Annotated in this window: 23 protein-coding genes; 15 read left to right on the top strand and 8 right to left on the bottom strand. The window is 70.8% G+C overall.

What is annotated here, in order from left to right:
• Positions 1–114 precede the first annotated feature (114 nt).
• The gene (gene polA, locus H4N64_RS30625) at positions 115–2,841 is read left to right on the top strand and encodes a DNA polymerase I (protein WP_186285682.1); all 2,727 of its coding nucleotides are present in this window, start codon (positions 115–117) and stop codon (positions 2,839–2,841) included.
• Positions 2,842–3,192: 351 nt separating this feature from the next.
• Here polA and H4N64_RS30620 read toward each other — a convergent pair whose 3' ends face one another.
• Positions 3,193–4,026, bottom strand: coding sequence for a DUF4184 family protein (locus H4N64_RS30620; protein WP_186285681.1), 834 nt, complete (start codon positions 4,024–4,026; stop codon positions 3,193–3,195).
• Between the two features lie 285 nt (positions 4,027–4,311).
• On the opposite strand from H4N64_RS30620, the gene H4N64_RS30615 reads away from it, so the two are divergent.
• The 5 genes from H4N64_RS30615 to H4N64_RS30595 all read left to right on the top strand — a co-directional run bounded on the left by H4N64_RS30615 (position 4,312) and on the right by H4N64_RS30595 (position 8,414).
• A complete protein-coding gene (locus tag H4N64_RS30615; RefSeq protein ID WP_186285680.1) occupies positions 4,312–6,000 on the top strand; it encodes a lytic transglycosylase domain-containing protein in 1,689 nt (562 codons plus the stop codon).
• Positions 6,001–6,132: 132 nt separating this feature from the next.
• Positions 6,133–6,267, top strand: coding sequence for an SPW_0924 family protein (locus tag H4N64_RS30610; protein WP_186285679.1), 135 nt, complete (start codon positions 6,133–6,135; stop codon positions 6,265–6,267).
• Positions 6,268–6,288: 21 nt separating this feature from the next.
• On the top strand, positions 6,289–7,281 hold the full coding sequence (gene pgfA / locus H4N64_RS30605; RefSeq protein WP_186285678.1) for a cell envelope lipid trafficking protein PgfA: 993 nt from the start codon (positions 6,289–6,291) through the stop codon (positions 7,279–7,281).
• 201 nt (positions 7,282–7,482) lie between these two features.
• Positions 7,483–8,205, top strand: a complete 723-nt coding sequence (locus H4N64_RS30600; RefSeq protein WP_336246837.1) for a hypothetical protein — start codon at positions 7,483–7,485, stop codon at positions 8,203–8,205.
• The gene (locus H4N64_RS30595; RefSeq protein WP_186285677.1) at positions 8,202–8,414 is read left to right on the top strand and encodes a caspase family protein; all 213 of its coding nucleotides are present in this window, start codon (positions 8,202–8,204) and stop codon (positions 8,412–8,414) included. The genes H4N64_RS30600 and H4N64_RS30595 overlap by 4 nt, the downstream gene beginning before the upstream one ends.
• A gap of 76 nt (positions 8,415–8,490) precedes the next feature.
• Here the strand turns inward: H4N64_RS30595 and hrpB are convergent, their stop codons facing one another.
• Both hrpB and H4N64_RS30585 read right to left on the bottom strand, forming a co-directional pair.
• Entirely contained in the window at positions 8,491–11,052 is a 2,562-nt protein-coding gene (gene hrpB, locus H4N64_RS30590; RefSeq protein ID WP_186285676.1) for an ATP-dependent helicase HrpB, read from the bottom strand.
• Positions 11,053–11,056: 4 nt separating this feature from the next.
• Positions 11,057–11,893: a methyltransferase domain-containing protein gene (locus tag H4N64_RS30585; RefSeq protein WP_186285724.1), complete on the bottom strand. Its 837-nt coding sequence runs from the start codon at positions 11,891–11,893 to the stop codon at positions 11,057–11,059.
• 378 nt (positions 11,894–12,271) lie between these two features.
• Here H4N64_RS30585 and rpsA point away from each other — a divergent pair, with 378 nt between their 5' ends.
• The 4 genes from rpsA (at position 12,272) to H4N64_RS30565 (ending at position 16,005) form a co-directional block, all read left to right on the top strand.
• Positions 12,272–13,768: a 30S ribosomal protein S1 gene (gene rpsA, locus H4N64_RS30580; protein ID WP_186285675.1), complete on the top strand. Its 1,497-nt coding sequence runs from the start codon at positions 12,272–12,274 to the stop codon at positions 13,766–13,768.
• A 215-nt stretch (positions 13,769–13,983) separates the two neighbouring features.
• Positions 13,984–14,922 (top strand): PAC2 family protein, encoded by a 939-nt coding sequence (locus H4N64_RS30575; protein WP_186285674.1) that lies wholly within the window; start codon positions 13,984–13,986, stop codon positions 14,920–14,922.
• A 31-nt stretch (positions 14,923–14,953) separates the two neighbouring features.
• Positions 14,954–15,574 (top strand): dephospho-CoA kinase, encoded by a 621-nt coding sequence (coaE, locus tag H4N64_RS30570; protein WP_186285673.1) that lies wholly within the window; start codon positions 14,954–14,956, stop codon positions 15,572–15,574.
• A gap of 50 nt (positions 15,575–15,624) precedes the next feature.
• Positions 15,625–16,005: a tetratricopeptide repeat protein gene (locus H4N64_RS30565; protein WP_186285672.1), complete on the top strand. Its 381-nt coding sequence runs from the start codon at positions 15,625–15,627 to the stop codon at positions 16,003–16,005.
• A 3-nt stretch (positions 16,006–16,008) separates the two neighbouring features.
• On the opposite strand, the gene H4N64_RS30560 is transcribed toward H4N64_RS30565, so the two are convergent.
• Entirely contained in the window at positions 16,009–16,269 is a 261-nt protein-coding gene (locus H4N64_RS30560; RefSeq protein ID WP_186285671.1) for a DUF6343 family protein, read from the bottom strand.
• 67 nt (positions 16,270–16,336) lie between these two features.
• Between H4N64_RS30560 and H4N64_RS30555 the strand changes: the two genes are divergently transcribed.
• Complete coding sequence (locus H4N64_RS30555) at positions 16,337–17,248, top strand: acyltransferase domain-containing protein (RefSeq protein WP_336246836.1); 912 nt, start codon at positions 16,337–16,339, stop codon at positions 17,246–17,248.
• A gap of 66 nt (positions 17,249–17,314) precedes the next feature.
• Positions 17,315–17,749, top strand: coding sequence for a DoxX family protein (locus H4N64_RS30550; protein ID WP_186285670.1), 435 nt, complete (start codon positions 17,315–17,317; stop codon positions 17,747–17,749).
• A gap of 84 nt (positions 17,750–17,833) precedes the next feature.
• Here the strand turns inward: H4N64_RS30550 and H4N64_RS30545 are convergent, their stop codons facing one another.
• On the bottom strand, positions 17,834–18,310 hold the full coding sequence (locus H4N64_RS30545) for an RNA-binding S4 domain-containing protein (RefSeq protein ID WP_186285669.1): 477 nt from the start codon (positions 18,308–18,310) through the stop codon (positions 17,834–17,836).
• 66 nt (positions 18,311–18,376) lie between these two features.
• Here H4N64_RS30545 and H4N64_RS30540 point away from each other — a divergent pair, with 66 nt between their 5' ends.
• Entirely contained in the window at positions 18,377–19,060 is a 684-nt protein-coding gene (locus tag H4N64_RS30540; protein WP_186285668.1) for a uracil-DNA glycosylase, read from the top strand.
• Here the strand turns inward: H4N64_RS30540 and H4N64_RS30535 are convergent.
• The gene (locus tag H4N64_RS30535) at positions 19,057–19,707 is read right to left on the bottom strand and encodes a GntR family transcriptional regulator (RefSeq protein WP_186285667.1); all 651 of its coding nucleotides are present in this window, start codon (positions 19,705–19,707) and stop codon (positions 19,057–19,059) included. The two genes, H4N64_RS30540 and H4N64_RS30535, sit on opposite strands and share 4 nt — an antisense overlap.
• Before the next feature lie 154 nt (positions 19,708–19,861).
• Here H4N64_RS30535 and H4N64_RS30530 point away from each other — a divergent pair, with 154 nt between their 5' ends.
• Positions 19,862–21,313 (top strand): cytosine permease, encoded by a 1,452-nt coding sequence (locus H4N64_RS30530; RefSeq protein ID WP_186285666.1) that lies wholly within the window; start codon positions 19,862–19,864, stop codon positions 21,311–21,313.
• Between the two features lie 4 nt (positions 21,314–21,317).
• Positions 21,318–22,034, top strand: coding sequence for an aspartate/glutamate racemase family protein (locus tag H4N64_RS30525; RefSeq protein WP_186285722.1), 717 nt, complete (start codon positions 21,318–21,320; stop codon positions 22,032–22,034).
• On the opposite strand, the gene H4N64_RS30520 is transcribed toward H4N64_RS30525, so the two are convergent.
• Both H4N64_RS30520 and H4N64_RS30515 read right to left on the bottom strand, forming a co-directional pair.
• Complete coding sequence (locus H4N64_RS30520; protein WP_336246835.1) at positions 22,031–22,474, bottom strand: GNAT family N-acetyltransferase; 444 nt, start codon at positions 22,472–22,474, stop codon at positions 22,031–22,033. The two genes, H4N64_RS30525 and H4N64_RS30520, sit on opposite strands and share 4 nt — an antisense overlap.
• Positions 22,471–22,881, bottom strand: a complete 411-nt coding sequence (locus H4N64_RS30515; RefSeq protein WP_186285664.1) for a Rid family hydrolase — start codon at positions 22,879–22,881, stop codon at positions 22,471–22,473. The genes H4N64_RS30520 and H4N64_RS30515 overlap by 4 nt, the downstream gene beginning before the upstream one ends.
• Positions 22,882–22,995 lie beyond the last annotated feature (114 nt).

Genomic DNA, 22,995 nt, shown 5'->3' with positions numbered 1-22,995 from the left:
ACGCCCGCGCCCGGGTTCACCGCCGGGCGCGAGCAATGGGTGCGGGAACCCCTCGGGCACCGCCGATCCGGCCGTGGGCCCCGACTGTCAGTGCGGCGTGGCAGGATCGGGGACGTGGCAGAGACAGCATCGAAGAAGACCGAAACGAACCCCGGCGGCAGCCGTCCGCGGCTGATGCTCATGGACGGGCATTCCCTGGCCTACCGCGCGTTCTTCGCGCTGCCCGCGGAGAACTTCACGACCGCGACGGGCCAGCCGACGAACGCGATCTACGGCTTCGCGTCGATGCTGGCCAACACGCTGCGCGACGAGGCGCCCACGCACTTCGCGGTCGCCTTCGACGTGTCCCGCAAGACCTGGCGCTCCGAGGAGTTCACGGAGTACAAGGCGAACCGCTCCAAGACCCCGGACGAGTTCAAGGGCCAGGTCGAGCTGATCGGCGAGCTGCTCGACGCGATGCACGCCGAGCGCTTCGCGGTCGAGGGGTACGAGGCGGACGACGTCATCGCCACCCTCGCCACCCAGGCCGAGGCCGAGGGCTTCGAGGTGCTGATCGTCACCGGCGACCGGGACAACTTCCAGTTGATCACCGAGAACGTCACCGTGCTGTACCCGACGAAGGGCGTCTCCGAGCTGACCCGGTTCACGCCGGAGAAGGTCATCGAGAAGTACGGGTTGACGCCCGCCCAGTACCCCGACTTCGCGGCCCTGCGCGGCGACCCGTCCGACAACCTGCCGGGCATCCCCGGCGTCGGCGAGAAGACCGCCGCGAAGTGGATCAACCAGTTCGGTTCGTTCGCGGAGCTGGTCGAGCGGGTCGAGGAGGTCAAGGGCAAGGCGGGTCAGAACCTCCGCGACCACCTGGAGGCGGTCAAGCTCAACCGCCGGCTGACCGAGATGGTCCGCACCGTCGAGCTGCCCAAGACGGTCGCCGACCTGGAGCGGGCCGCGTACGACCGCAAGGCCGTCGCGATGGTCCTCGACACCCTGGAGATCCGTAACCCCTCCCTCCGGGAGCGACTGCTGGCGGTCGACCCGGGCGCCGAGGAGGCCGAGGAGACCCCGGTCGTCGCGGACGGCGTGGAGCTGGACGGCAAGGTGCTCGGCACCGGCGATCTTGCCCCGTGGCTGGCCGGGCACGGCACCGCGCCCCTCGGCATCGCCACCGTCGACACCTGGGCACTCGGCACCGGCTCGGTCGCCGAGGTCGCGCTGGCCACGGCCGGCGGACCGGCGGCCTGGTTCGACCCGTCCCAGCTGGACGAGGCCGACGAGACGGCGTTCGCGGCCTGGCTGGCCGACGCCGAGCGCCCCAAGGTCTTCCACAACGCCAAGGGCGCGATGCGGGTCTTCGCCGAGCACGGCTGGACCGTGGACGGCGTGACCATGGACACCGCCCTCGCCGCCTACCTGGTCAAGCCCGGCCGCCGCTCCTTCGACCTGGACGCGCTCTCCCTGGAGTACCTCCACCGCGAGCTGGCCCCCGCCGCCGCGGCCGACGGCCAGCTCGCCTTCGGCGCGGACGACGGCGCCGAGGCCGAGGCGCTCATGGTCCAGGCCCGCGCGGTCCTCGACCTGGGCGAGGCCTTCGAGGGCCGGCTCCAGGAGGTCGGCGCGGCCGACCTCCTGCGCGACATGGAGCTGCCCACCTCCGCGCTGCTGGCCCGTATGGAGCGGCACGGCATCGCCGCCGACCGGGCCCACCTGGAAGCAATGGAACAGATGTTCGCGGGCGCCGTGCAGCAGGTGGTGAAGGAGGCGCACGCCGCGGCCGGACACGAGTTCAACCTCGGTTCGCCCAAGCAGCTCCAGGAGGTCCTCTTCGGCGAGCTCGGCCTGCCCAGGACGAAGAAGACCAAGACCGGCTACACCACCGACGCCGACGCCCTGGCCTGGCTCGCGACCCAGACGGACAACGAACTCCCGGTGATCATGCTCCGCCACCGTGAGCAGGCGAAACTGCGGGTCACGGTCGAGGGTCTGATCAAGACGATCGCGGCGGACGGCCGGATCCACACCACCTTCAACCAGACGGTCGCCGCGACCGGTCGGCTCTCCTCGACGGACCCGAACCTCCAGAACATCCCGGTCCGCACCGACGAGGGCCGCGCGATCCGCCGCGGCTTCGTGGTCGGCGAGGGCTTCGAGTCCCTGATGACCGCGGACTACAGCCAGATCGAGCTGCGTGTGATGGCCCACCTGTCCGCCGACGAGGGCCTGATCGAGGCGTTCACCTCGGGGGAGGACCTGCACACCACGGCCGCCTCCCAGGTCTTCGCCGTCGAGCCCGGCGCGGTGGACGCGGAGATGCGCCGCAAGATCAAGGCGATGTCCTACGGCCTGGCGTACGGCCTCTCGGCCTTCGGCCTCTCCCAGCAGCTGAACATCGAGGCGGCCGAGGCCCGCGCCCTGATGGACGCCTACTTCGAGCGCTTCGGCGGCGTACGGGACTATCTGCGCCGAGCGGTCGACGAGGCCCGCGCGACGGGCTACACGGCGACCCTCTTCGGCCGCCGCCGCTACCTGCCCGATCTCAACAGCGACAACCGCCAGCGCCGGGAGGCGGCCGAGCGCATGGCCCTCAACGCCCCGATCCAGGGCACGGCGGCCGACATCGTCAAGATCGCCATGCTCAAGGTCGACAAGGCCCTGCGAGAGGCCGACCTCAAGTCCCGCATGCTCCTCCAGGTCCACGACGAAATCGTCCTGGAGATCGCCCCGGGCGAGCGGGAACGGGCAGAGGAACTGGTCCGCGAGCAGATGTCCAACGCGGTCACCTTGGACGTGCCCCTGGGAGTCTCGGTGGGCTCGGGCGCGGACTGGGAATCGGCGGCGCATTAAAACGAGGGGCACTGCAGCTCCGGAAAGGGGCGCGGGGCTGTGTCGATGTGCGGCTCCGCCGCGTGGGCGCGACCAGCCACAAACCACCCGCGCCCCCCAAACAACCGTAACCACGCAGACGCGAAGGACGCGGCCCCACCCCCGAAGGGACCGTCACCCACGTGGCCCCCGCGAAGACGCCCCCGGGCCCCGGACACCGTCAGGATGCGGGCATGGGTATACGCACACGCCACCGCCGGACGGCACACGCGGCTGACGCCAGCACCCCCCGCATCCCCACCGACCTGAGGGCAACGCTCCTTCTCTGGGCGGAGCTCACCCGGCCCGTAGGGCCACGCCCCCTGCGCAGAGTCACCGTATTTGTGGCGTCCGCGGTGCGAGCGCCTCGACAGGACGCCACACCCTGACCGCCACGGCGTACACCAGCACCCCCAGCACCAGTCCCGAGCCCGCCCCGAAGCACACCGTCGGAATCAGCTCCCAGGGCTTCGCGACCGACCCCCAGTACGCCCACCAGCGCACCGCCCGCTGCACCGCGAACACCACCGCGCAGCCGAGGAGCACCACCCCGGCCACCCACCGGTCCCGCGAGGACAGCACCGGCACCCCGACCGGCAGGACGCCGGCCGGAACCCGCCGTAGCGCCACCGACAGGAACCCGGCGATGACGACCGCCGCCACCGCCGAACCGCCGTACTGGAGATACCAGTACAAAGGGGACCCCGCGAACTCCTCCCCGAGGACGGGGAACAGCCACATCCCCCACCGGTCGAGATGCGTGAACGCGTCCCAGACGACATGGGTGAGCGCACCGAGGACCGCGGAGACGTACCACCACACCACCAGTTCCGGCCCCACGCGCGCGCGTGGCGCACCGCAGCGCAGCAGCGCGGCCACCCGCCCCTGCCGGGCCGGCGGCAGCAGGGCCACCAAGGGCTCGCGCATGAGCAGCCACAGCCCCACCAGCGCCCAGGCGATGGCCACATCCACCGTGAACACGCCCGCGAAGGAGTGCGTGACGTCGCCGAACTCCATCGCGCCGGGGACGGCGCCGGCCGCGTAGTAGGTCATGTCGGGCCCGAAGGACCCCGCCACGAGGACGGCGGGAACCAGGCGGCTCCGGCCCGTTCCGTCGGTGCGCACGGCGGGCAGCACCGCCGCCGCATGGCTCAGGGTGAACGGCACCGACGCTCCTTACTGGGGGATGTGATCGACCCGGCCAGTATCACGCATGGCCAACTGGTGAATATCGGACCCGAACGGGTGCCCGTGGCACTGAAGTTGTCGTAGGGTCACTTGGGTTGGCGCGCGGGGAGCGTGGCCGACGTACGGACAAAAACGGACGGATGCTCGCGGGCGCACCACCGAACGGCCCCACGAGCGCAACCCCCACGGCGGGTCGTTCGTCACAACAGGGCGACGGGACAGACAGAGACGGGCGCTCGGGCGTCCACGGGAGGGGTTCACTCTATGTCGGCGCAATTCGGCAGGAGGCTGTACAAGGGTGCGGCCACCGCCGCCGTGGCCGCACTGGCGGTCGCGGCGCTGTCCGGCTCCCAGGCTCCCGGAGTGACGGTCGACGACCAGGGCAGACGGACGACTTCCGACACCCAGCCGACCCCCGACGCCGACGACAGCGCGACCGGTAACTCCCCGTACTACACGGACCTGCCGCCCCTCGACAGCCCCCAGCCCTCGCCGAGCGCGGGCGGGACGGACATCACGGACACCGAGTCCGACATACCCGCGACCGTCCTGGACGCCTACAAGCAGGCCGCCGCCTCGCTCCAGGATTCCAAGCCCGGCTGCAACCTGCCCTGGGAACTGCTCGCCGCCATCGGCCATGTCGAGTCGGGCCACGCCCGCGGCGGCCGGGTGAGCGCCGACGGCACCACGACCTCCCCGATCCTCGGCCCGCAGCTCAACGGCAACGGCTTCGCGAACATCAGCGACACCGACGGCGGCGCCTACGACGGCGACAGCTCCTACGACCGTGCCGTGGGCCCGATGCAGTTCATCCCGTCCACCTGGGCGTGGGCGGGCCGCGACGGCAACGGCGACGGCGAGAAGGACCCCAACAACGTCTACGACGCCGCCCTCGCCGCAGGCCACTATCTGTGCCGCTTCGACTGGGACCTGTCCGACCCGTCCGACCTCAAGAGCGCGATCCTCAGCTACAACAACTCCACGGACTACCTGAACACGGTCCTGGCGTGGCTGGAGCACTACCGCAAGGGCGTCGACGAGATCCCCGACGGCACCGGCACGATCCCCCAGGACCGCAGCGACGACAACGACGGGGCCAGGACCCAGCCGTCGCCTCCGGCCTCGCAGCCGCCGAGCACGCCGCCGCCTACTACGCCCCCACAGACGACGCCGCCCCCGTCCGCGCCGCCTTCTGCACCCCCGCCCACGACGCCTCCGGGGACCCCCACCGACACGGTGCACCACCTGGAGGACGCCGACACCGCCAAGCTCACCGCGATGGCGGGCGACGCCTTCGGCGAGAAGATCAGCACCCGTGCCGAGACCTCGGCCGGCAAGGGCGTCGGCAAGGTGCGGATCCGCTTCACCATCGTCGGCGACACCGACACCACCTTCACCGGCGGCGAGAAGTACGCCACAGCCCTCACGAACAGCAGCGGTACGGCCGTGGCGCCCGCGCTCCAGGCGGGCGAGGAGACCGGCGAGTTCATCGTCCGGGCGACCGTCGTGGGCCGCTCGATCAGCGGGCTCGACTACACGGCCACGGTCACCGAACGCGCCGCCGACACCCTCGCCCGTACCACCGAGACCGCGCTGACCTGCACCCCGGGCGGCGAGTTCGCGGAACAGGTCGAGGTGAAGGCCACCTACAAGGGCGCCGTCGCGGACGGAGTCGCGGCCACCGCCACCCTGATCAAGTCGGCGGACGACCCGACCGAGAACGACAAGGGCCCCTACTTCAAGGACGCCGAGGGCAAGGCCGTACGGACCCTGACCGGCCTGGAGACGGACGCCGACGGCCTGTTGAAGCTGCCGAAGCTGTACGCCGACGACACCACCGGCACCTTCCTGCTCCGTATCAACACCGCGGGCGGCGCGACGCTGACGATCGAACTGACCGTCGCGGCGGCCGAGTCGCCGTCGCCCACCCCGTCGGCGAGCCCCAGCGCATAAGCACGGCCCGAGCGGCGCCCCTCCAGCCCGGAGGGGCGCCGTCGTCGTGTGCGACGTGTTCTCATCTCGCCCGCCCGTTGCTACGGTGCCGGAACCTGACGATGTATCAGCTCCGGCCCGTGGGGAGGCACCGTGCGCGCCCTGATCGCCGCCGCGACCGGTCTCGCCGTCGCGCTCGCCCTGGTCTTCACGCTCACCGCGCTCGGCTCCCCGGCCGGCGAGACCTCCCCCAAGCCGCTGCTGACGACGGTGCCCGCACACCCGTAACCGCCCGGGAGGGAGGCCGAGATGCGCCGCAAGGCCAGTCTGATCCTGCTCGCCTTCGCCGTGTTCTTCGCCGCGCTGTCCCCGATGCTGCGCTGGTACGCCTTCCCGCGCCTGGCCAAGATCCCCGCGAACCAGTACCAGGACATGGTCCTGGAGGCGAAGGACGCCACCCTTCTCGACTACGGCACCATGAAGGCGAGGAAGGTCTCCGAGGTCACCATCGTGCAGACCCTCAAGGGCAACGTGGAGGCCTCGGAACGGATCGAGAAGACGGCGGGCCGGGACGTGGTGGTCTGGGACGGCCTCTCCTATGTCCAGGGCCCCGACGGCAAGATGGTCTCCCGGATCCCCGAGCGCTACATCTTCGACGCCCACACCCAGGAACCCGTCCACGCCACCGGCGAGATGGTCGACGGCGACCCCGTGCACCGCGAGGGCATCGAGTTCAAGTGGCCCTTCCTGACCGAGAAACGGGACTACGAGTACTTCGACGCCCAGACCCGCACCGCCGCGCCCATCCACTACAAGGGCACCGAGGACTTCCGCGGCGTCGAGGTCTACTACTTCGAGCAGACCATCCCGTGGACGAAGGTGCCGTACCCCAGGACGATGCCCGTCGACGGAGTCACACCGGAGTCACTCGCCGACACCGGCACCACCCGCTGGTACACCACCGTCCGCAAGTTCTGGGTCGAACCCCTCACCGGCGCCCCCGTCTACGGCGAGGAGATCCACAAGGAGGAGCTGCGCGGCGGCACCCTGCTCGGCGACCGTGACAAGGTCACGGCGTTCGCAGGCCATGTGAAGATGCGCGAGGACTACATCGACTACACGGTCGACCTGGTCAAATCGAACCGCACCCTGGTCCTCCTGATGACGTCCTACCTGCCCTGGGGCTTCCTGACCCTGGGCATCCTCCTGCTCTCCCTGTCCCTCTACCTGGAGGCCCGCAGCCGCCGCCCCGAGGACCCGGCACCGGCACAGACCACGGAACCGGAGCCGGTCAACGCCTGAGCGGAGGGCCCGAGTTGTACGATCCGGCATGACGTACGCAGCATCGGGGGAGGCCGCTGTCATGGCCAGGGTCGTCGTCGTACACGGGATCGGGAAGCAGTACCTCGGACCGCACACCCTGCACGGGGGAGTGGCACCAGCGCTGTTGGACGGCCTGAGGGCGACGGGCGCGCCTTCGACCTGACGCCCCGGGACATCGAAGTGGCCTTCTATGGCCACTGGTTCCGGCCTCCGGGCGCTCCGGTGAAGAGCGACGGCTACGCCTGGACCCACCGCGATGTGACCGAGGGCTTCGAGACCGAGCTGCTGATGGCGCTGTGGCAGGAGGCGGCCCGTATCGCCCCCGACCGCGTGCCACCGCCCGCCCCCGCCGAGACCGCCAAGGCCACCACCCCCCATACCGTGCAGCGCGCCCTGCACGCGCTCAGCGCCCTGCTGCCGTCCCGCTTCACCGACCGCTTCCTGATCGGTGTCCTCAAGCAGGTGCGCCTCTACCTGACGGACGACGACACCCGCGAGCGGGTCCAGCGGAGCATCGCGGACACCGTCACCGACGACACCCAGGTGCTCGTGGCGCACTCCCTGGGCAGCGTGATCGCGTACGAGGCCCTGTGCGCGCGTCCCGAGTGGCCGGTGTGCACACTGGTGAGCCTCGGGTCCCCGCTCGGCATCCCGCGCCTGGTCTACGACCGGCTGCGCCCCGCGCCGGGCACCTGGCCCGCCGGCTTACGGGAGTGGACGAACATCTGCGACCGAGGAGACGTGGTGGCCCTCGCCAAGGAACTGGCGCCGCTGTTCAAGTCCCCGGACGGCCTCGCCGTCACGGACATCCTGATCGACAACGGCCGCCAGGCCCACGACCTCGTCCCCCACCTCACCGCCGCCGAGACGGGAGCGGCCGTAGCCGCCGGACTTCTGCCATGACCCGCCGTACGGTCGTCGTCAGCGGCACGGACTCCTACGACCACGAGCTGCCCCCGCTGCCCTGCGCGGAGCTGGACATGGACACCATCGCCGAGGTGTTCCGCGAGCTCGGCTACGAGGACGGCGACCGCCTCCACAACCCCACCTCCGACGGCCTCTTCACTTCTATGCGCCGGGCTCTGCCCAACCCATCGCGAATGTCCACGTAGGCGCCGACATCTGGTCCGTCGCCCCTGTCGACGACCGGCTCATCGGCGTAGCCACGGCCAACGCCTTGTTCGCCCTTCAGCTCCCGCCCGCCTGACGCCGAGCCCGAGCCGCGGTATGCCGCGTCGGCTCGGCCGTCGCCGGATCCTCGGGCCACGGATGCTTCGGGTACCGTCCCCGCAGCTCCGCTCGTACGCCCTTGTAGCCGTCCTTCCAGAAGGAGGCGAGGTCGGCGGTGACGGCGGCGGGACGGCCGGCGGGGGAGAGGAGATGGACGAGGACCGGCACCCCGGCGACCGTCGGCGATTCGTGCAGGCCGAACATCTCCTGCAACTTCACGGCGAGGACGGGCTGTTCGGGGTTCGTGTAGTCGATCCGGATTCTGGACCCACTGGGGACGGTGAGGCGCTCGGGCGCCAGCTCGTCCAGCCGTGCCGCCTCGCCCGAGGCCCAGGGCAGCAGTCGGCCCAGGCCCGCCCCCGCATCGATCCGCGCAAGGTCCGCCCGTCGCCGGGCACGGCTCAGCTCCGGCTCCAGCCACTCCTCCACGCGCGCGTGCAGCGCATCCTCGGACACATCGGGCCACGGGTCGCCCACCCGCAGCCGCAGAAACGCCAGCCGCTGCCGCAGTACGACCGCCTCCGGCGACCATCGCAACAGGCCCAGCCCCTCCTGACGCAACCCCTCCAACAGGGCGTCGCGTACGAGCGCGGGGTCGGCGTCGCGCAACGGACGCACCGTCAGCTCGATCGCCCCCAACCGCTCCACCTGCCGTGCGACCACGTCCCCGTCGGCCCAGTGGACTTCCTCGCCCTCCGTATACAGAGGAGCGGCTGCCGAGCGAGCCGTCTCCTCGTCCACCACGGCGGCGAGCTGCACGCGTGCGTGCCCCTTGCCGACGGGCCGGTCCGCCGCGGCGACGGCGATCCAGGGGGCGCCGTGCAGGGGTGAGCCGTCGGGCAGGTCGGCCCTGGTCCCGGATGCCATGAGGTACGAGCGGCCGTCGAGCTTGGCGACGCGCTCCGGGAAGGCGAGGGCGGCGACGACCCCGGCGAGCCGGTCGGCGAAGAGGGCCGCGTCCTGATCGGGGGCGCCCGGTCCGGCCTCGGCGGCTGCCGGTGACCGGCGGTCATGGGCGGGCGGCGGGGAAACCTCCCCGGCGACGGCCCGCAGCCGCCGGACTTCGGCACGCCACCGCCCCGAGTAGGCGTCACCCCCACGCCGGGCGGCCCGCCAAGCCGCCGCCAGATCATCGCCGTACTCCCGCGGCGCCTCCTCCGACAGCAGAGCCACCACCTCGGCGCCCGCACCGGAGGTGTCCAGCAGAGCCCGCCCCAGACGCGGATGCAGCCCGAGCCGGGCCAGCCTCAGCCCGCGCTCCGTGGCCCGGCCCCGGGAATCCACGGCTCCCACCGCCGCCAAGGCGTCCCGTGCCGCCGCCATCGCGCCCGCCGGAGGCGGGTCCAGCAGGGCCAGAGCGGCGGCCGACGGATCTCCCCAGCACGCCGCCTGCAACGCGAACGCCGTCAGGTCCGCCACCTTGATCTCGGGGGAGGGGAACCGCGGCAGACGCGCGTCCTCCGCCTCCGCCCAGCAGCGGTACACCGCACCCGGCGCCTCACGCCCGGCCCGGCCCGCCCGCTGCCGTCCCGCCGCCTGCGAGGCCCGTACCGTCGTCAGCGCGCTCAGTCCACGCGCGTGGTCGACACGCGGCTCCCGCGCGAGACCGCAGTCGACGACCACCCGGACCCCGGGAACCGTCAGCGAGGACTCGGCCACGGAGGTCGCCAGCACCACCCGGCGCCGCTCCCCGCCCGACAGCACCGCGTCCTGCACCGCCGCCGGAGCGCGGCCGTGCACCTGGAGCACCTCCGCATCGCCCAGGTCACCCAGTTGTCCGGCCACCCGCGCGATCTCCCCGACGCCCGGCAGGAAACACAGCACGTCCCCCTGCCGCTCCGCCAGTGCCCGCCGTACCACCGAGGCCACATGCGTCAGCAGCGCCGGGTCGACGCGCATGCCGTGCGGCGGCCGTACCGGACGCGCCGGCGGTGCCCACACGACCTCCACCGGATACGAGACGCCGTCCGCCTCGACCACCGGCGCGCCGCCCAGCAGCCGGGCCCAGCCCTCCGCGTCCGTCGTCGCCGACGCGGCCACCAGCCGCAGCTCCGGCCGCAGCGCCTGCCGTACGTCCCACAGAAAGGCCGCCGTCGTGTCCGCGTCCAGATGCCGCTCATGGCACTCGTCCAGGACCACGACGTCCACGCCCGCGAGCTCCTGGTCGCGCTGGAGGCGCTGCAGGAGCACACCCGTCGTGACGACCTCCACGCGTGCGTGCCGTCCGACGACCCGCTCGCCGCGCACGGTGTACCCGACGCTCTCGCCGACCTTCTCGCCCAGCAGCCACGCCATCCGCCGGGCCGCGGCGCGGGCGGCGATACGGCGGGGCTCCGCGACGACGACCCGTCGGGCGGGCCCCTCGCCGAGGAGCCCCGCCAGCGCCAGCGGGACGAGGGTCGTCTTGCCGGTGCCGGGCGGGGCGACCAGGACCGCGGTGCCGTGCGCCTCCAGGGCGTCGGTCAGGCCGGGAAGGGCACCGCGTACGGGAAGGGCGTCCAGAGCGTCGTAGCGGATCACACGCTCAGTCTCGTACGCAGACGAAGATCGCCGTCCCCGGGATCAGATTGCCGCGCAGCGGGGACCAGCCGCCCCACTCCGAGGAGTTCCAGGCCGGCCACTCCGGCTCCACCAGGTCGACCAGGCGGAGGTCCGCCGCCACGATGTCCCGGACGCGGTCGCCGATCGTCCGGTGGTGCTCGACGTACACCGCGCGGCCCGCCTCGTCCTGCTCGACGTACGGCGTGCGGTCGAAGTACGAGGCGGACACCGAAAGGCCCTCGGGGCCCGGCTCGTCCGGGAACGCCCAGCGGATGGGGTGGGTGACCGAGAAGACGAACCGGCCGCCCGGGCGCAGCACCCGGCGCACCTCGCGCAGCACCAGCACCGGATCGGCGACGAAGGGCAGCGCCCCGTACGCCGAGCAGGCCAGGTCGAAGGTGCCGTTGGCGAAGGGGAGGGCGCCCGCGTCGGCGCAGACCAGCGGGAAGGAGCCGCCGATCCGCAGCGCGTGCTGGAGCTGACGGTGGGACAGGTCCAGGGCGACCGGGCGGGCGCCCTGCGCGGCAAGCCAGCGCGAGCACTGGGCCGCGCCGGCGCCGATCTCCAGGACGTCCTTGCCCTTCAGCTGCTCCGGCGGGCCGAGCAGCTCCGCCTCCACCTCGTCCAGGCCCTCGGGGCCCCAGACGAAGCGGTCGTCGCCGAGGAAGGTGCCGTGCTCGATCTGGTACTCGTCCGCGTTGCGGTCCCACCAGCCCCGGTTGGCGCGGGAACTCTCCGCGACCCCGGCGACACGCCGAGTGGCCTCGGGTTCGGCTTCGGACCCGGGCGCGGTCTCGATGGATACGGGCTCTTGGATGATCGGCTCCCTCGTCGTACTCTTCCGTCACCTGGACGGCGCGGCCCCCCGGCGGCGTCACGAAAGGGGCGCAGTGGGCCCTGCGTGGCCTCAGGAGACAGGTCTTGTGCCGGGTATGCGGCGATCCGCCCCGGGTGTGCGCCTTCGCGCATTGACCCTGCCCGGCTGCCCCCGTATGCTACAAGTTGCGCTGCGGGCCTGCGCACCTCAGACGTAGCAGGCTGCGCTCGCATCTGTTGTATGTCCCCTCGGTTTTCGAGGCGCATCACCGGTTTTGGCTGGTGGGGCGCTTCCTTGGCTGTCCGGCTTCTTCAGAGCGATACGGGCTCCCGGCGTAGCAGTACCTACGACTTCAATGTCCGTACCGGAGCCCTTTCCCACATGACGAGCAGCACCGAGACCACCGCCACCACCCCGCAGGTAGCGGTCAACGACATCGGTAACGAGGAAGCCTTCCTCGCCGCGATCGACGAGACGATCAAGTACTTCAACGACGGCGACATCGTCGACGGCGTCATCGTGAAGGTCGACCGGGACGAGGTCCTGCTCGACATCGGTTACAAGACCGAAGGCGTTATCCCGAGCCGTGAGCTCTCCATCAAGCACGACGTCGACCCGAACGAGGTCGTCGCCGTGGGCGATGAGATCGAGGCCCTGGTTCTCCAGAAGGAGGACAAGGAAGGCCGCCTCATCCTGTCCAAGAAGCGCGCTCAGTACGAGCGTGCCTGGGGCACGATCGAGAAGATCAAGGAAGAGGACGGGATCGTCACCGGTACCGTCATCGAGGTCGTCAAGGGTGGTCTCATCCTCGACATCGGCCTCCGTGGCTTCCTCCCGGCCTCCCTGGTCGAGATGCGCCGCGTCCGCGACCTCCAGCCCTACGTGGGCAAGGAGCTCGAGGCCAAGATCATCGAGCTGGACAAGAACCGCAACAACGTGGTCCTGTCCCGCCGTGCCTGGCTGGAGCAGACCCAGTCCGAGGTCCGCCAGACGTTCCTCACCACCCTCCAGAAGGGTCAGGTCCGTTCCGGCGTCGTCTCCTCGATCGTCAACTTCGGTGCCTTCGTGGACCTGGGTGGCGTCGACGGTCTGGTCCACGTCTCCGAGCTGTCCTGGAAGCACATCGACCACCCGTCCGAGGTTGTCGAGGTCGGCCAGGAGGTCACCGTCGAGGTTCTCGACGTCGACATGGACCGCGAGCGTGTCTCCCTGTCGCTGAAGGCGACCCAGGAAGACCCGTGGCAGCAGTTCGCCCGCACCCACCAGATCGGCCAGGTCGTGCCCGGCAAGGTCACGAAGCTGGTTCCGTTCGGTGCGTTCGTCCGCGTGGACGAGGGCATCGAGGGTCTGGTCCACATCTCCGAGCTGGCCGAGCGCCACGTGGAGATCCCGGAGCAGGTCGTCCAGGTCAACGACGAGATCTTCGTCAAGGTCATCGACATCGACCTTGAGCGTCGCCGGATCTCGCTGTCCCTGAAGCAGGCCAACGAGTCCTTCGGTGCCGACCCGGCCTCGGTCGAGTTCGACCCGACGCTGTACGGCATGGCCGCGTCCTACGACGACCAGGGCAACTACATCTACCCCGAGGGCTTCGACCCCGAGACCAACGACTGGCTCGAAGGGTACGAGAAGCAGCGCGAGGAGTGGGAGCGCCAGTACGCCGAGGCGCAGCAGCGCTTCGAGCAGCACCAGCAGCAGGTCATCAAGAGCCGTGAGGCCGACGCTGCCGCCGCTGCCGAGGGTGGCGACGCGGCGGGTGCGGCTCCGGCCGCGTCCGGTGGCTCGTACTCCTCCGAGGGCCCGGACAACTCCGGCGCGCTTGCCTCGGACGAGGCGCTGGCCGCTCTGCGAGAGAAGCTGGCGGGTGGGCAGAGCTGACGCCCACTGAGCAGTAGCTCCTGACTGAGGGGCCGTACCTTTCGGGGTGCGGCCCCTTTGGCGTGCCAGTACGTCGGCTGCGGGCCGGGGGGGGGCTTGTCGCGCAGTTCCCTGCGCCCCTTACGGGAGTTGCTGTCCCCTGAGTTTCATGATCAGGGGAATGGCCCTGCCCTACTCCGCGTTGTTCCGTATGAACACGAGGAGGAGCGGTCACTGTGCTTGATCCGCAGGGTTTGTACGCATGGGAGCCGAAGGGCCTGGCTGTCGTCGACATGGCGCTGGCGCAGGAGTCGGCCGGCCTTGTCATGCTCTACCACTTCGACGGATACATCGACGCGGGCGAGACCGGCGACCAGATCGTCGACCGGCTGCTCGACTCGCTGCCCCACCAGCTCGTGGCCCGGTTCGACCATGACCGGCTCGTGGACTATCGCGCCCGCCGCCCGCTGCTGACGTTCAAGCGCGACCGCTGGACCGAATACGAAGTGCCGGCCATCGAGGTACGGCTCGTCCAGGACGCCACCGGAGCGCCCTTCCTGCTGCTGTCCGGGCCCGAGCCGGACGTGGAGTGGGAGCGCTTCGCCGCCGCCGTGCAGCAGATCGTGGAGCGGCTCGGCGTCCGGCTGTCCGTGAACTTCCACGGCATCCCCATGGGTGTCCCGCACACGCGGCCCGTCGGCCTCACCCCGCACGGCAACCGCACCGACCTCGTCCCGGGCCATCGCAGCCCCTTCGAGGAGGCGCAGGTACCGGGCAGCGCCGAGTCGCTGCTGGAGTACCGCCTGATGGAGGCGGGCCATGAGGTCCTCGGTGTCGCCGCGCACGTCCCGCACTACATCGCGCGTTCCCCGTACCCGGACGCCGCCCTGACCGTCCTGGAGGCCATCACGGCCGCGACCGGCCTGGTCCTCCCCGGCATCGCGCACGCCCTGCGCACGGACGCCCACCGCACCCAGACCGAGATCGACCGCCAGATCCAGGAGGGCGACGAGGAACTGGTGGCGCTGGTCCAGGGCCTTGAGCACCAGTACGACGCGGCGGCGGGGGCCGAGACGCGGGGCAACATGCTGGCCGAGCCGGTGGAGATTCCGTCGGCGGACGAGATCGGGCGCGAGTTCGAGCGGTTCCTGGCCGAGCGGGAAGGCGACAACTGACGCCGGAACAGCAGGCCCTAAGCTCTGGGCCATGCTGAAAGTTGGTCTGACCGGCGGCATCGGTGCCGGCAAGAGCGAGGTGTCACGGCTGCTCGTGGACTGCGGTGCCGTGTTGATCGACGCGGACCGTATCGCGCGGGAGGTCGTGGCGCCCGGAACGCCCGGGCTCACCGCGGTCGTGGAGGCCTTCGGCGAGGGCGTGCTGGCCGAGGACGGGAGCCTGGACCGCCCCAAGCTGGGCTCCATCGTCTTCGCCGACCCCGACAAGCTCGCCGTACTGAACTCGATCGTGCACCCCCTGGTCGGCGCCCGCTCCCGCGAGTTGGAGCAGGCCGCCGCCGAGGACGCGGTCGTGATTCATGACGTCCCGCTGCTGACGGAGAACGGCCTGGCGCCGCTGTACGACCTCGTGGTCGTCGTCGACGCCAGCCCCGAGACACAGCTCGACCGGCTCGTCCGGCTGCGCGGGATGACCGAGGAGGACGCCCGCGCCCGGATGGCCGCCCAGGCGACGCGGGAGAAGCGCCTGGAGATCGCGGACATCGTCATTGACAACGACGTACCGCTGGAGCAGCTTCAGCGGCGGGTGCGGGAGGTCTGGGCCGAGCTGGAGCGCCGAGCGCACGCGTCCCGGACGCCTCCTCAGGAATAGCGGCCCCTCGTCGGGGCGTTGAAGCCCTTCAGTGAGGGAAGGACTCTGCCGTGCCCGAGACCAGCGGTTCGACCGGACGTACTCCGGAGACGCATGTCATCGATTTCCGTGCCGCCGAGCATCTGCTCGCCGCGCGGGACCCGAGGGGCGCGGTGAAGCTGCTCGACGGTGTCATCGCCGCGCACCCCGAGAACACCGCCGCACGCCTGCTGCGCGCGCGTGCCTTCTTCGCCGCCGCCCAACTGCGGCCCGCCGAGCTGGAGTTCACCATCGTCCTGGAGCGCGAGCCGGACAACGCGTTCGCGCACTTCGCGCTCGCCCGCACCTATGAGCGACAGGGGCGACGCGACCAGGCCGTACGGCACTTCCGTCTGGCGGCCGCGCTGGACCCCAACCCGCAGTACATGAAGGCGGCGCGGTTCGAGACCTGAGCGTCAGCGCCTGTCGGGCGGGTTGTACGGCGGGACGTCCGGGCCCGGCTGGTAGTGCGGGCCCTGACGGATGTGCCGGACGATGAAGAACATGTCCAAGGCGGCGACCAGCGCCAGGACCCCGCAGGCCACGGCCCAGCCGGTACGGCCGGCCAGCGCGAAGGCGGCCGTACCGAAGACCGCCCAGACCAGCCCCCACACACTCAGCCAGAACCGCGTGCGCAAAGCACTGCGCGCGGTCGTGGGTTCACTGCCCGTACGCATCGGGATCACTACTCCTCCTTCGGAACGTACTCTTCGAAGGGCCGTTCACAAAAAGGGGGTCTGTGTCGTGCCGCTGCCGGATGCCGATGATCTGCCCGAGATCCTGATCGACCTCGCCGTGCCTCACGAGGATATCGAGGCCCTGGTCCGCATGCGCCGAAGAGTCGTCGACGATCCCGAGCTCAGGCGGTTCCTGGAGGCGTCGGTCGAGGAGCTTGTCCGGGACATGGGGACGCTGGGCGCCAGGGTCGAGCTGCCCGAGCTGGACTGGCCCGCCGGGCCCTTGCAGCGCTGTTTCCCCGTGTACGTCTTCGTCGCGGCGCTGCCCCACACGCGCGCGTACCACCGCGAGCGCGGTGTCCCCGCCGAGGTGACTCGGCGCACCCTGGCCGACCTCGGCCGGAACATGGCCGTGCACCGCAGACGGCACGGCCGGGCGGGCGTACAGGCTCCGAGGTGGCTCACCCATCACTTCCGCGGGGAGCTGTACCAGCTGGGGCGGCTCCAGTTCGAGCGGACGCGTACGGGGCAGATGTCTGCCGCGGACGGGCCGGACCCTGACACACTCTGCCTGAACCTCCATATCCCCGACTTCCACGGACCGCTGTCCCCGGCCGCCTGCGACCGGTCCCTGGCGCTGGCCCGGGAGTTCTTCGCCCGGCACTTCCCCGAGGAGCGGTACTCGGCCGCGCTGTGCCACTCCTGGCTGCTCGATCCGCAGCTCAAGGAGTATCTGCCGGCCGATTCCAACATCGTGCGCTTCCAGGAGCGGTTCCGGATCGGCCGTGACGACGTCGAGGAGGCAGACACCGAGCCGGTGCAGTTCGTGTTCGGGGACCCGGAACTGCCGGTCGAGGGGCTGCCTCGGCGGACGGCGGTCGAGCGGGCGGTGGGGGATCATCTGCGGGCGGGCGGTCACTGGTACATCGGGCACGGCTGGTTCCCACTGGAAGGGTCAACTTCCGCCGGGCGGCGATGAGTTTCGCGGCGGGCGGCGGTCTGTCTCTGTGACAGCGACACCAACCGCCGTACACAGGAGACCCCGATGTCCGAGACCACCGCTCCTGCCCCCGTCATCGCCGAGTCCGCGACCGCCCGTGGGCGCCGCGCCCGGATCGCCCTGCGCGGGCTGCAGATCCTGCTCGCGCTGTTCTTCGGCCTCGCGAGCGCTCTGCCGAAGCTGATCGCGCACTCCACGGCCGTCGAGGCCTTCGACGAGCTGGGCTGGGGCAGCGCGGGCATGTACACCATCGGCGCCCTCGAACTCGCCGGAGCCGTCGCCCTGTTGATCCCGGTCCTCCAGTCGGTGGCGGGAATCGCGCTCAGCGCGCTGATGGTCGGTGCGTTCGTGGTCTCGGTCACCGCCTTCGACGGGGAGAACGCCGCCACACCACTCATCCTGATCATCCCGCTCGCCCTCATCGCCTGGGCGCGGCGCAGCCACAACGCGGAGCTGCTGCGGCTGGTGCGCCGGGCGTGACCTACGACGTACCTACGGTGACGGCTGCGTCCGACGGGCCCCGGGCCCGGGTCGGACGTGGCCGCTGCCGTACGTACGTCCCCGTCAGCGCGCTCCGGGGCGGCTGCCCTTCTCCAGGGCGCGCAGGCGTTCCAGGTCGCGGCGGTCCCGCTTGGTCGGGCGGCCGGCGCCGCGGTCGCGGATGCCGGCCGGGGCGACGGCCTCGCGGGGCGGGGGCGGCGGGGAGTTGTCGACGTAGCACTGGACCGCGACCGGGGCGCCGACCCGCTTGCGGATCAGGCGCTTGACCACGACGATCCGCTCCCGGCCCTCGTGCCGCAGCCGCACCTCGTCGCCGACACGCACCGAGTGAGCGGGCTTGACCCGCTCGCCGTTCACCCGCACATGCCCGCCCTTGCAGGCGGCGGCGCCCGCCGAACGTGTCTTGATCAGCCGTACCGCCCAGATCCAGCTGTCGACCCGCACGCTCTCACCGGCCTGCGGGCCGGCCGCCTCGGCGGCGGCCACGGCGGCGGCATCGCTGGGCCCGCCGCTCTTGTCCTCGTCACCCTCGGAAGCCATGTCTCCGACCTTAGTCGCTGAGCCGCAGGACCGACCTGGCCATTTCGGTGGGCTTACGGTGGAGCCATGGACGCCCTCGTCGCACTGGACCGGCGGATCGCGGGCTGTCGGGCCTGTCCTCGGCTGGTCGCCTGGCGGGAGGAGGTTGCCCGGACCAAGCGGGCGGCCTTCGCCGACCAGACGTACTGGGGGCGCCCGGTGCCGGGATTCGGCCCGCCGGACGCCCGGCTGCTGATCGTCGGCCTCGCCCCGGCCGCGCACGGCGGAAACCGCACCGGTCGGATGTTCACCGGCGACCGCTCCGGGGACGTGCTGTACCAGGCGCTGTACGACGTAGGCCTCGCCTCGCAGCCCACCGCGGTCGCCGCCGACGACGGCCTTGAGCTGTACGGCGTCCGCGTCACCTCACCCGTGCACTGCGCGCCGCCCGCCAACAAGCCCACACCCAGGGAGCGCGACACCTGCAGGCCCTGGCTGGTGCGGGAGCTGCGGTTGCTGCGGCCCACGCTGCGCTCTGTGGTGGTGCTCGGCGCGTTCGGCTGGCAGGCGACGCTGCCCGCGCTGGCGGAGGCGGGTCTGCCGGTGCCTCGGCCGAGGCCGGTCTTCGGACACGGGGTGCGGGTGCCGCTCGACGGCCTCACCCTCTTCGGCTGCTTCCACGTCAGCCAGCGCAACACCTTCACCGGCCGGCTCACCCCCGCGATGCTGCGGGAGGTGCTGCGGACGGCGGCGCAGGAAGCGGGACTCTAGGCGTCGTCGCCGAAGAGGTGCCGGACCGTCGACTCGTAGTTGGCGCGGACGTGGCTGAGGGCGTGCGCTCGGGCGCGGTCCGGGTTGCCGGAGGCGATGGCCTCGTACAACTCGCGGTGCTCGGTGAGGAGTTGGGGCCACTCCTCGTTGCGCCGGGTGAGCCAGCGCAGGCGGCCGTCGACCGGTTCCATGACCGAGATCAGCAGGCTGTTGCCGGCCAGGGCGAGGATGCGGTCGTGGAAACGGGTGTTGACGTCGGTGATCGTCTCGGCGTCCCCGGCCTCGGTTGCGGCGGCCGCACTGTCCAGCAGCTCCCGCAGTTCCGCCAGTGCCTGAGGTGTCGCCCGTGACGCGGCCAGGCCCGCCGCGTACACCTCCAACGCCTCGCGCAGTTCGAAGAGTTCCTTGACGTCGGTCGGGGTCAGCCGCCGTACGACCGTGCGGCGCGCGGACTCGAACAGGACGAAGCCCTCGGCGACCAGCGCCCGGATCGCCTCCCGGACCGGCACCCGGGACACCCCGAACCGCTCGGCCAGCTCCCGCTCGACCAGCCGGTCGCCGGGGCGGAGGCGGCCCGAGATGATCTCCTGCCGCAGCGTGGCCAGGACGCGTTCGCGTACCGCGCCGAGGGGTTCGATCTTCGTCATGGGCCCATCTTCGCCGACTCCGGGGGTGTTTTACGGAGCGTTAACAGCAGCGATATCCGTCGGAACGGTTGACGGCGGGACTATGTCGGTTGTTTGGTATACCAAACGCGCTCGGTTCTTGTACGTCCTCCTCCGTCCCCTTCCTGGAGGCCCCGTGTCCCTCGCCGACCGTGCCGAAGCCACCGGCACAACAGCGTTCGTCCCCGACCCCCGGCTCACCAACGAAGACCTCGCGCCCGCCGGCAAGCGCAACTGGAAGGTCTTCGATCTGTTCGCCCTGTGGATGTCCGACGTCCACAACCTCGGCAACTACACCTTCGCCGCGGGCCTGCTGGTCCTCGGCATGAACGTGTGGCAGATCTTCACCTCCCTGCTCATCGGCTTCGTGCTGATCTACATCGGCATGAACTGGATGGGGAAGATCGGCCAGCGCCACGGCGTGCCCTTCCCCGTCGTCAGCCGGATCAGCTTCGGTGTCTGGGGCGCCAACATCCCCGCGCTGATCAGGGCCGTGATCGCCATCATGTGGTACGGCATCCAGACCTACCTCGCGTCGGTCGCCGTCAATGTGATGCTGCTGGCCGCGTGGCCAGGACTGGAGTCATGGACCCACAGCTCCTTCCTCGGCCTGGACGCGCTCGGCTGGGTCTCCTTCGTCTCCCTCTGGCTGATCCAGGCGCTGATCATCAGTCAGGGGATGGAGTCCGTAAGGAAGTTCCAAGACTTCTGCGGTCCCGCGATCTGGCTGGTGATGATCGCGCTGGCGGTGTGGATCCTCGCCAAGGCGGGCTGGACGATCTCGCTGACCTCCACCCCGCACCCGGTCTCCGTGGGGGAGCAGTGGCGTCAGTGGTTCGGCGCGATCGGTCTTGTCCTCGCCACGTACGGCACGCTGATGCTCAACTTCTGCGACTTCTCGCGGTTCGCACCCGACTACCGGACCGTGAAGCGGGGCAACTTCTGGGGTCTGCCGATCAACTCCACGGCGTTCGTGGTGGTTTCGGTGATCGTGACTGCCGGTTCGCTGGAGGTGTTCGGCGAGGCCATCACGGATCCGGCGGAGCTGGTGGCGAAGGTCGGCAACACCTGGGTCCTGGTCGTGGCGGCGCTCACCTTCGCCATCGCCACCATGGGCGTCAATATCGTCGCCAACTTCGTCTCACCGGCCTACGACCTGGCCAACGTCTGGCCCCAGAAGATCACCTTCAAGGTCGGCGGCCTGATCAGCACGGTCGCCGCGCTGCTGGTGACGCCGTGGAACCTCTTCTCGAACCCGACGGTCGTGAACTACTTCCTGGGCGGCCTCGGCGCCTTCCTGGGCCCGCTGTTCGGCGTGATCATGGTCGACTACTACCTGATCAAGCGCGGTCGCGTGGACGTGGACGAGCTGTTCTCCGCCGAGCCGGGCTCCCGCTACTACTACCGCAAGGGCGTCAACCCCAAGGCACTGTGGGCGTTCCTGCCGGCGGCCGGGGTCGCGGCGGTGCTGGCGCTGGTGACGACCTTCAGTGATGTGGCGCCGTACTCCTGGTTCATCGGTACGGCGCTGGCGGCGGGCCTGTATCTGGTGCTGTGCCGCGGTGAGCGTGCCGGAGTGGAGGGCTGAGCGGGTGCGGATCGTCGTCACCAACTGCAACACCACGCAGGAGATGACCGAGGAGATCGTACGAGGTGCCCGGGCCGCCGCAGGCCCGGGCACCACCGTGACCGGCCTCACCCCGTCCTGGGGACCGGAGTCCGCGGAGGGCTGGCTGGACAGCTATCTGTCGGCGGCGGCGGTGCTGGACGCGCTGCGGACGTACGAAACTCGCTATGACGCCGTGGTCATGGCCGGGTTCGGCGAGCACGGGCGCGAAGGCGTACGGGAGTTGGTGGACGTCCCCGTCGTGGACATCACGGAGGCGGCGGCGCATCTGGCGTGTCTGCTGGGGCGGCGGTACGGGGTGGTCACCACGCTGGAACGGTCGTGCGGCCAGATCCAGGACAGTCTGGAGCTGGCCGGGGTCGGGCGGAACTGCGTGGGCGTGGTGGGGACGGGCCTCGGGGTCCTGGAACTGGAGGACGCCGAGCGCACCGAGGCCGCCTTCCTGACGGCGGCCGAGCGGGTGCGCGGGGCCGGGGCCGAGGTGCTGGTGCTGGGGTGCGCCGGGATGACGGGGCTGCAGCGGGCGGTGGGGGAGAAGCTGGGGCTGCCGGTGGTGGACGGGGTCGGGGCGGCGGTACGGCTGGCGGAGTCGCTGGTCGCGCTGGGGCTGACGACGAGCAGGGCGGGGGCGTACGCGCGGCCGCTGCCGAAGCGGAGGGCGTGGGGGCGGCCGTGTGACTAGGGCCGCCAGACGTACCGTACGTCCGGCTCGCGCTCCTCGTTGTCGCTGCCGTCGGTGCGCTCGACGGCGACGAAGCCATGGCGTTCGTAGAAGCGGTGGGCGGGCTTGTTGATCTGGAAGGTCCACAGGTTCAGCCCCTGAGGGCTGCGCTCCTTGGCGAGCTGGACGAACCGGTCGCCGAGGCCGCGGCCGCGCCAGTCGGGTTCGAGGTAGAGCTGGGAGAGGAGTTCGCCGTGCAGGACCATGACCCCGACGAGCGTGCCGTCGGCATCGGCCACCCAGGTGTCCTGCCGCGGGACGACGAACTCCCGGAAGTAGTCGCGTACTTCGTCATCGGAGCGCGGCCGTACGACGCTCGGCAGAGCGGCGTCGAAGGAGCGCAGCCAGACGTCGGCGACGGCGGAGGCGTCGGCGGCGGTGGCCCTGCGCAGGGTGATCACGGGGCTTCCTCCGGTACGGCCGCGGTGGCCGTGATCTCCACCAACTGCCCGGTGTAGCCGAGGCATGCCACCCCGATGAGCGTGGACGAGTGCGGCCCGATACTCAGCCCCGACGCCTCGACGACCTCCCACACGGAGGAGAGCACGGAGGTCTCACTGCTCACGACGTACACCTCGGTCGACAGCACATGCGCCAAGTCGCTGCCGATGGCGGCCAGTTGCTCCCGAAGATTGGCGATCACCTGCTCGGCCTGTCGTACGGGATCCCCCTCACCGACGATCTTCCCCTCGGCGTCGAGCGGAACGGACCCGGCGAGGAAGGCGACCTTCGTCCCGGCCTCGACGACGGAGGCGTGGGAGTAGGTCGGGGGAGGGAAGAGTGCGGGGCTGATGACGCGCTGGATCACGGCGGCTCCCGGACGGTGCGACGGAGTGCGGACAACCCACCGATCTTCGGGCTCGGGGGCCGGTGGCGCATCCGATTTTCCGTCCCGATTTCCTGTTCCGACGGATAACCATTC

The organism is Streptomyces cupreus, from assembly GCF_014257025.1.
Taxonomy (GTDB): Bacteria; Actinomycetota; Actinomycetes; order Streptomycetales; family Streptomycetaceae; genus Streptomyces; species Streptomyces cupreus.
Note: the sequence above shows the minus strand (reverse complement) of the source record. Positions and strands in the feature narration are given on the sequence as shown.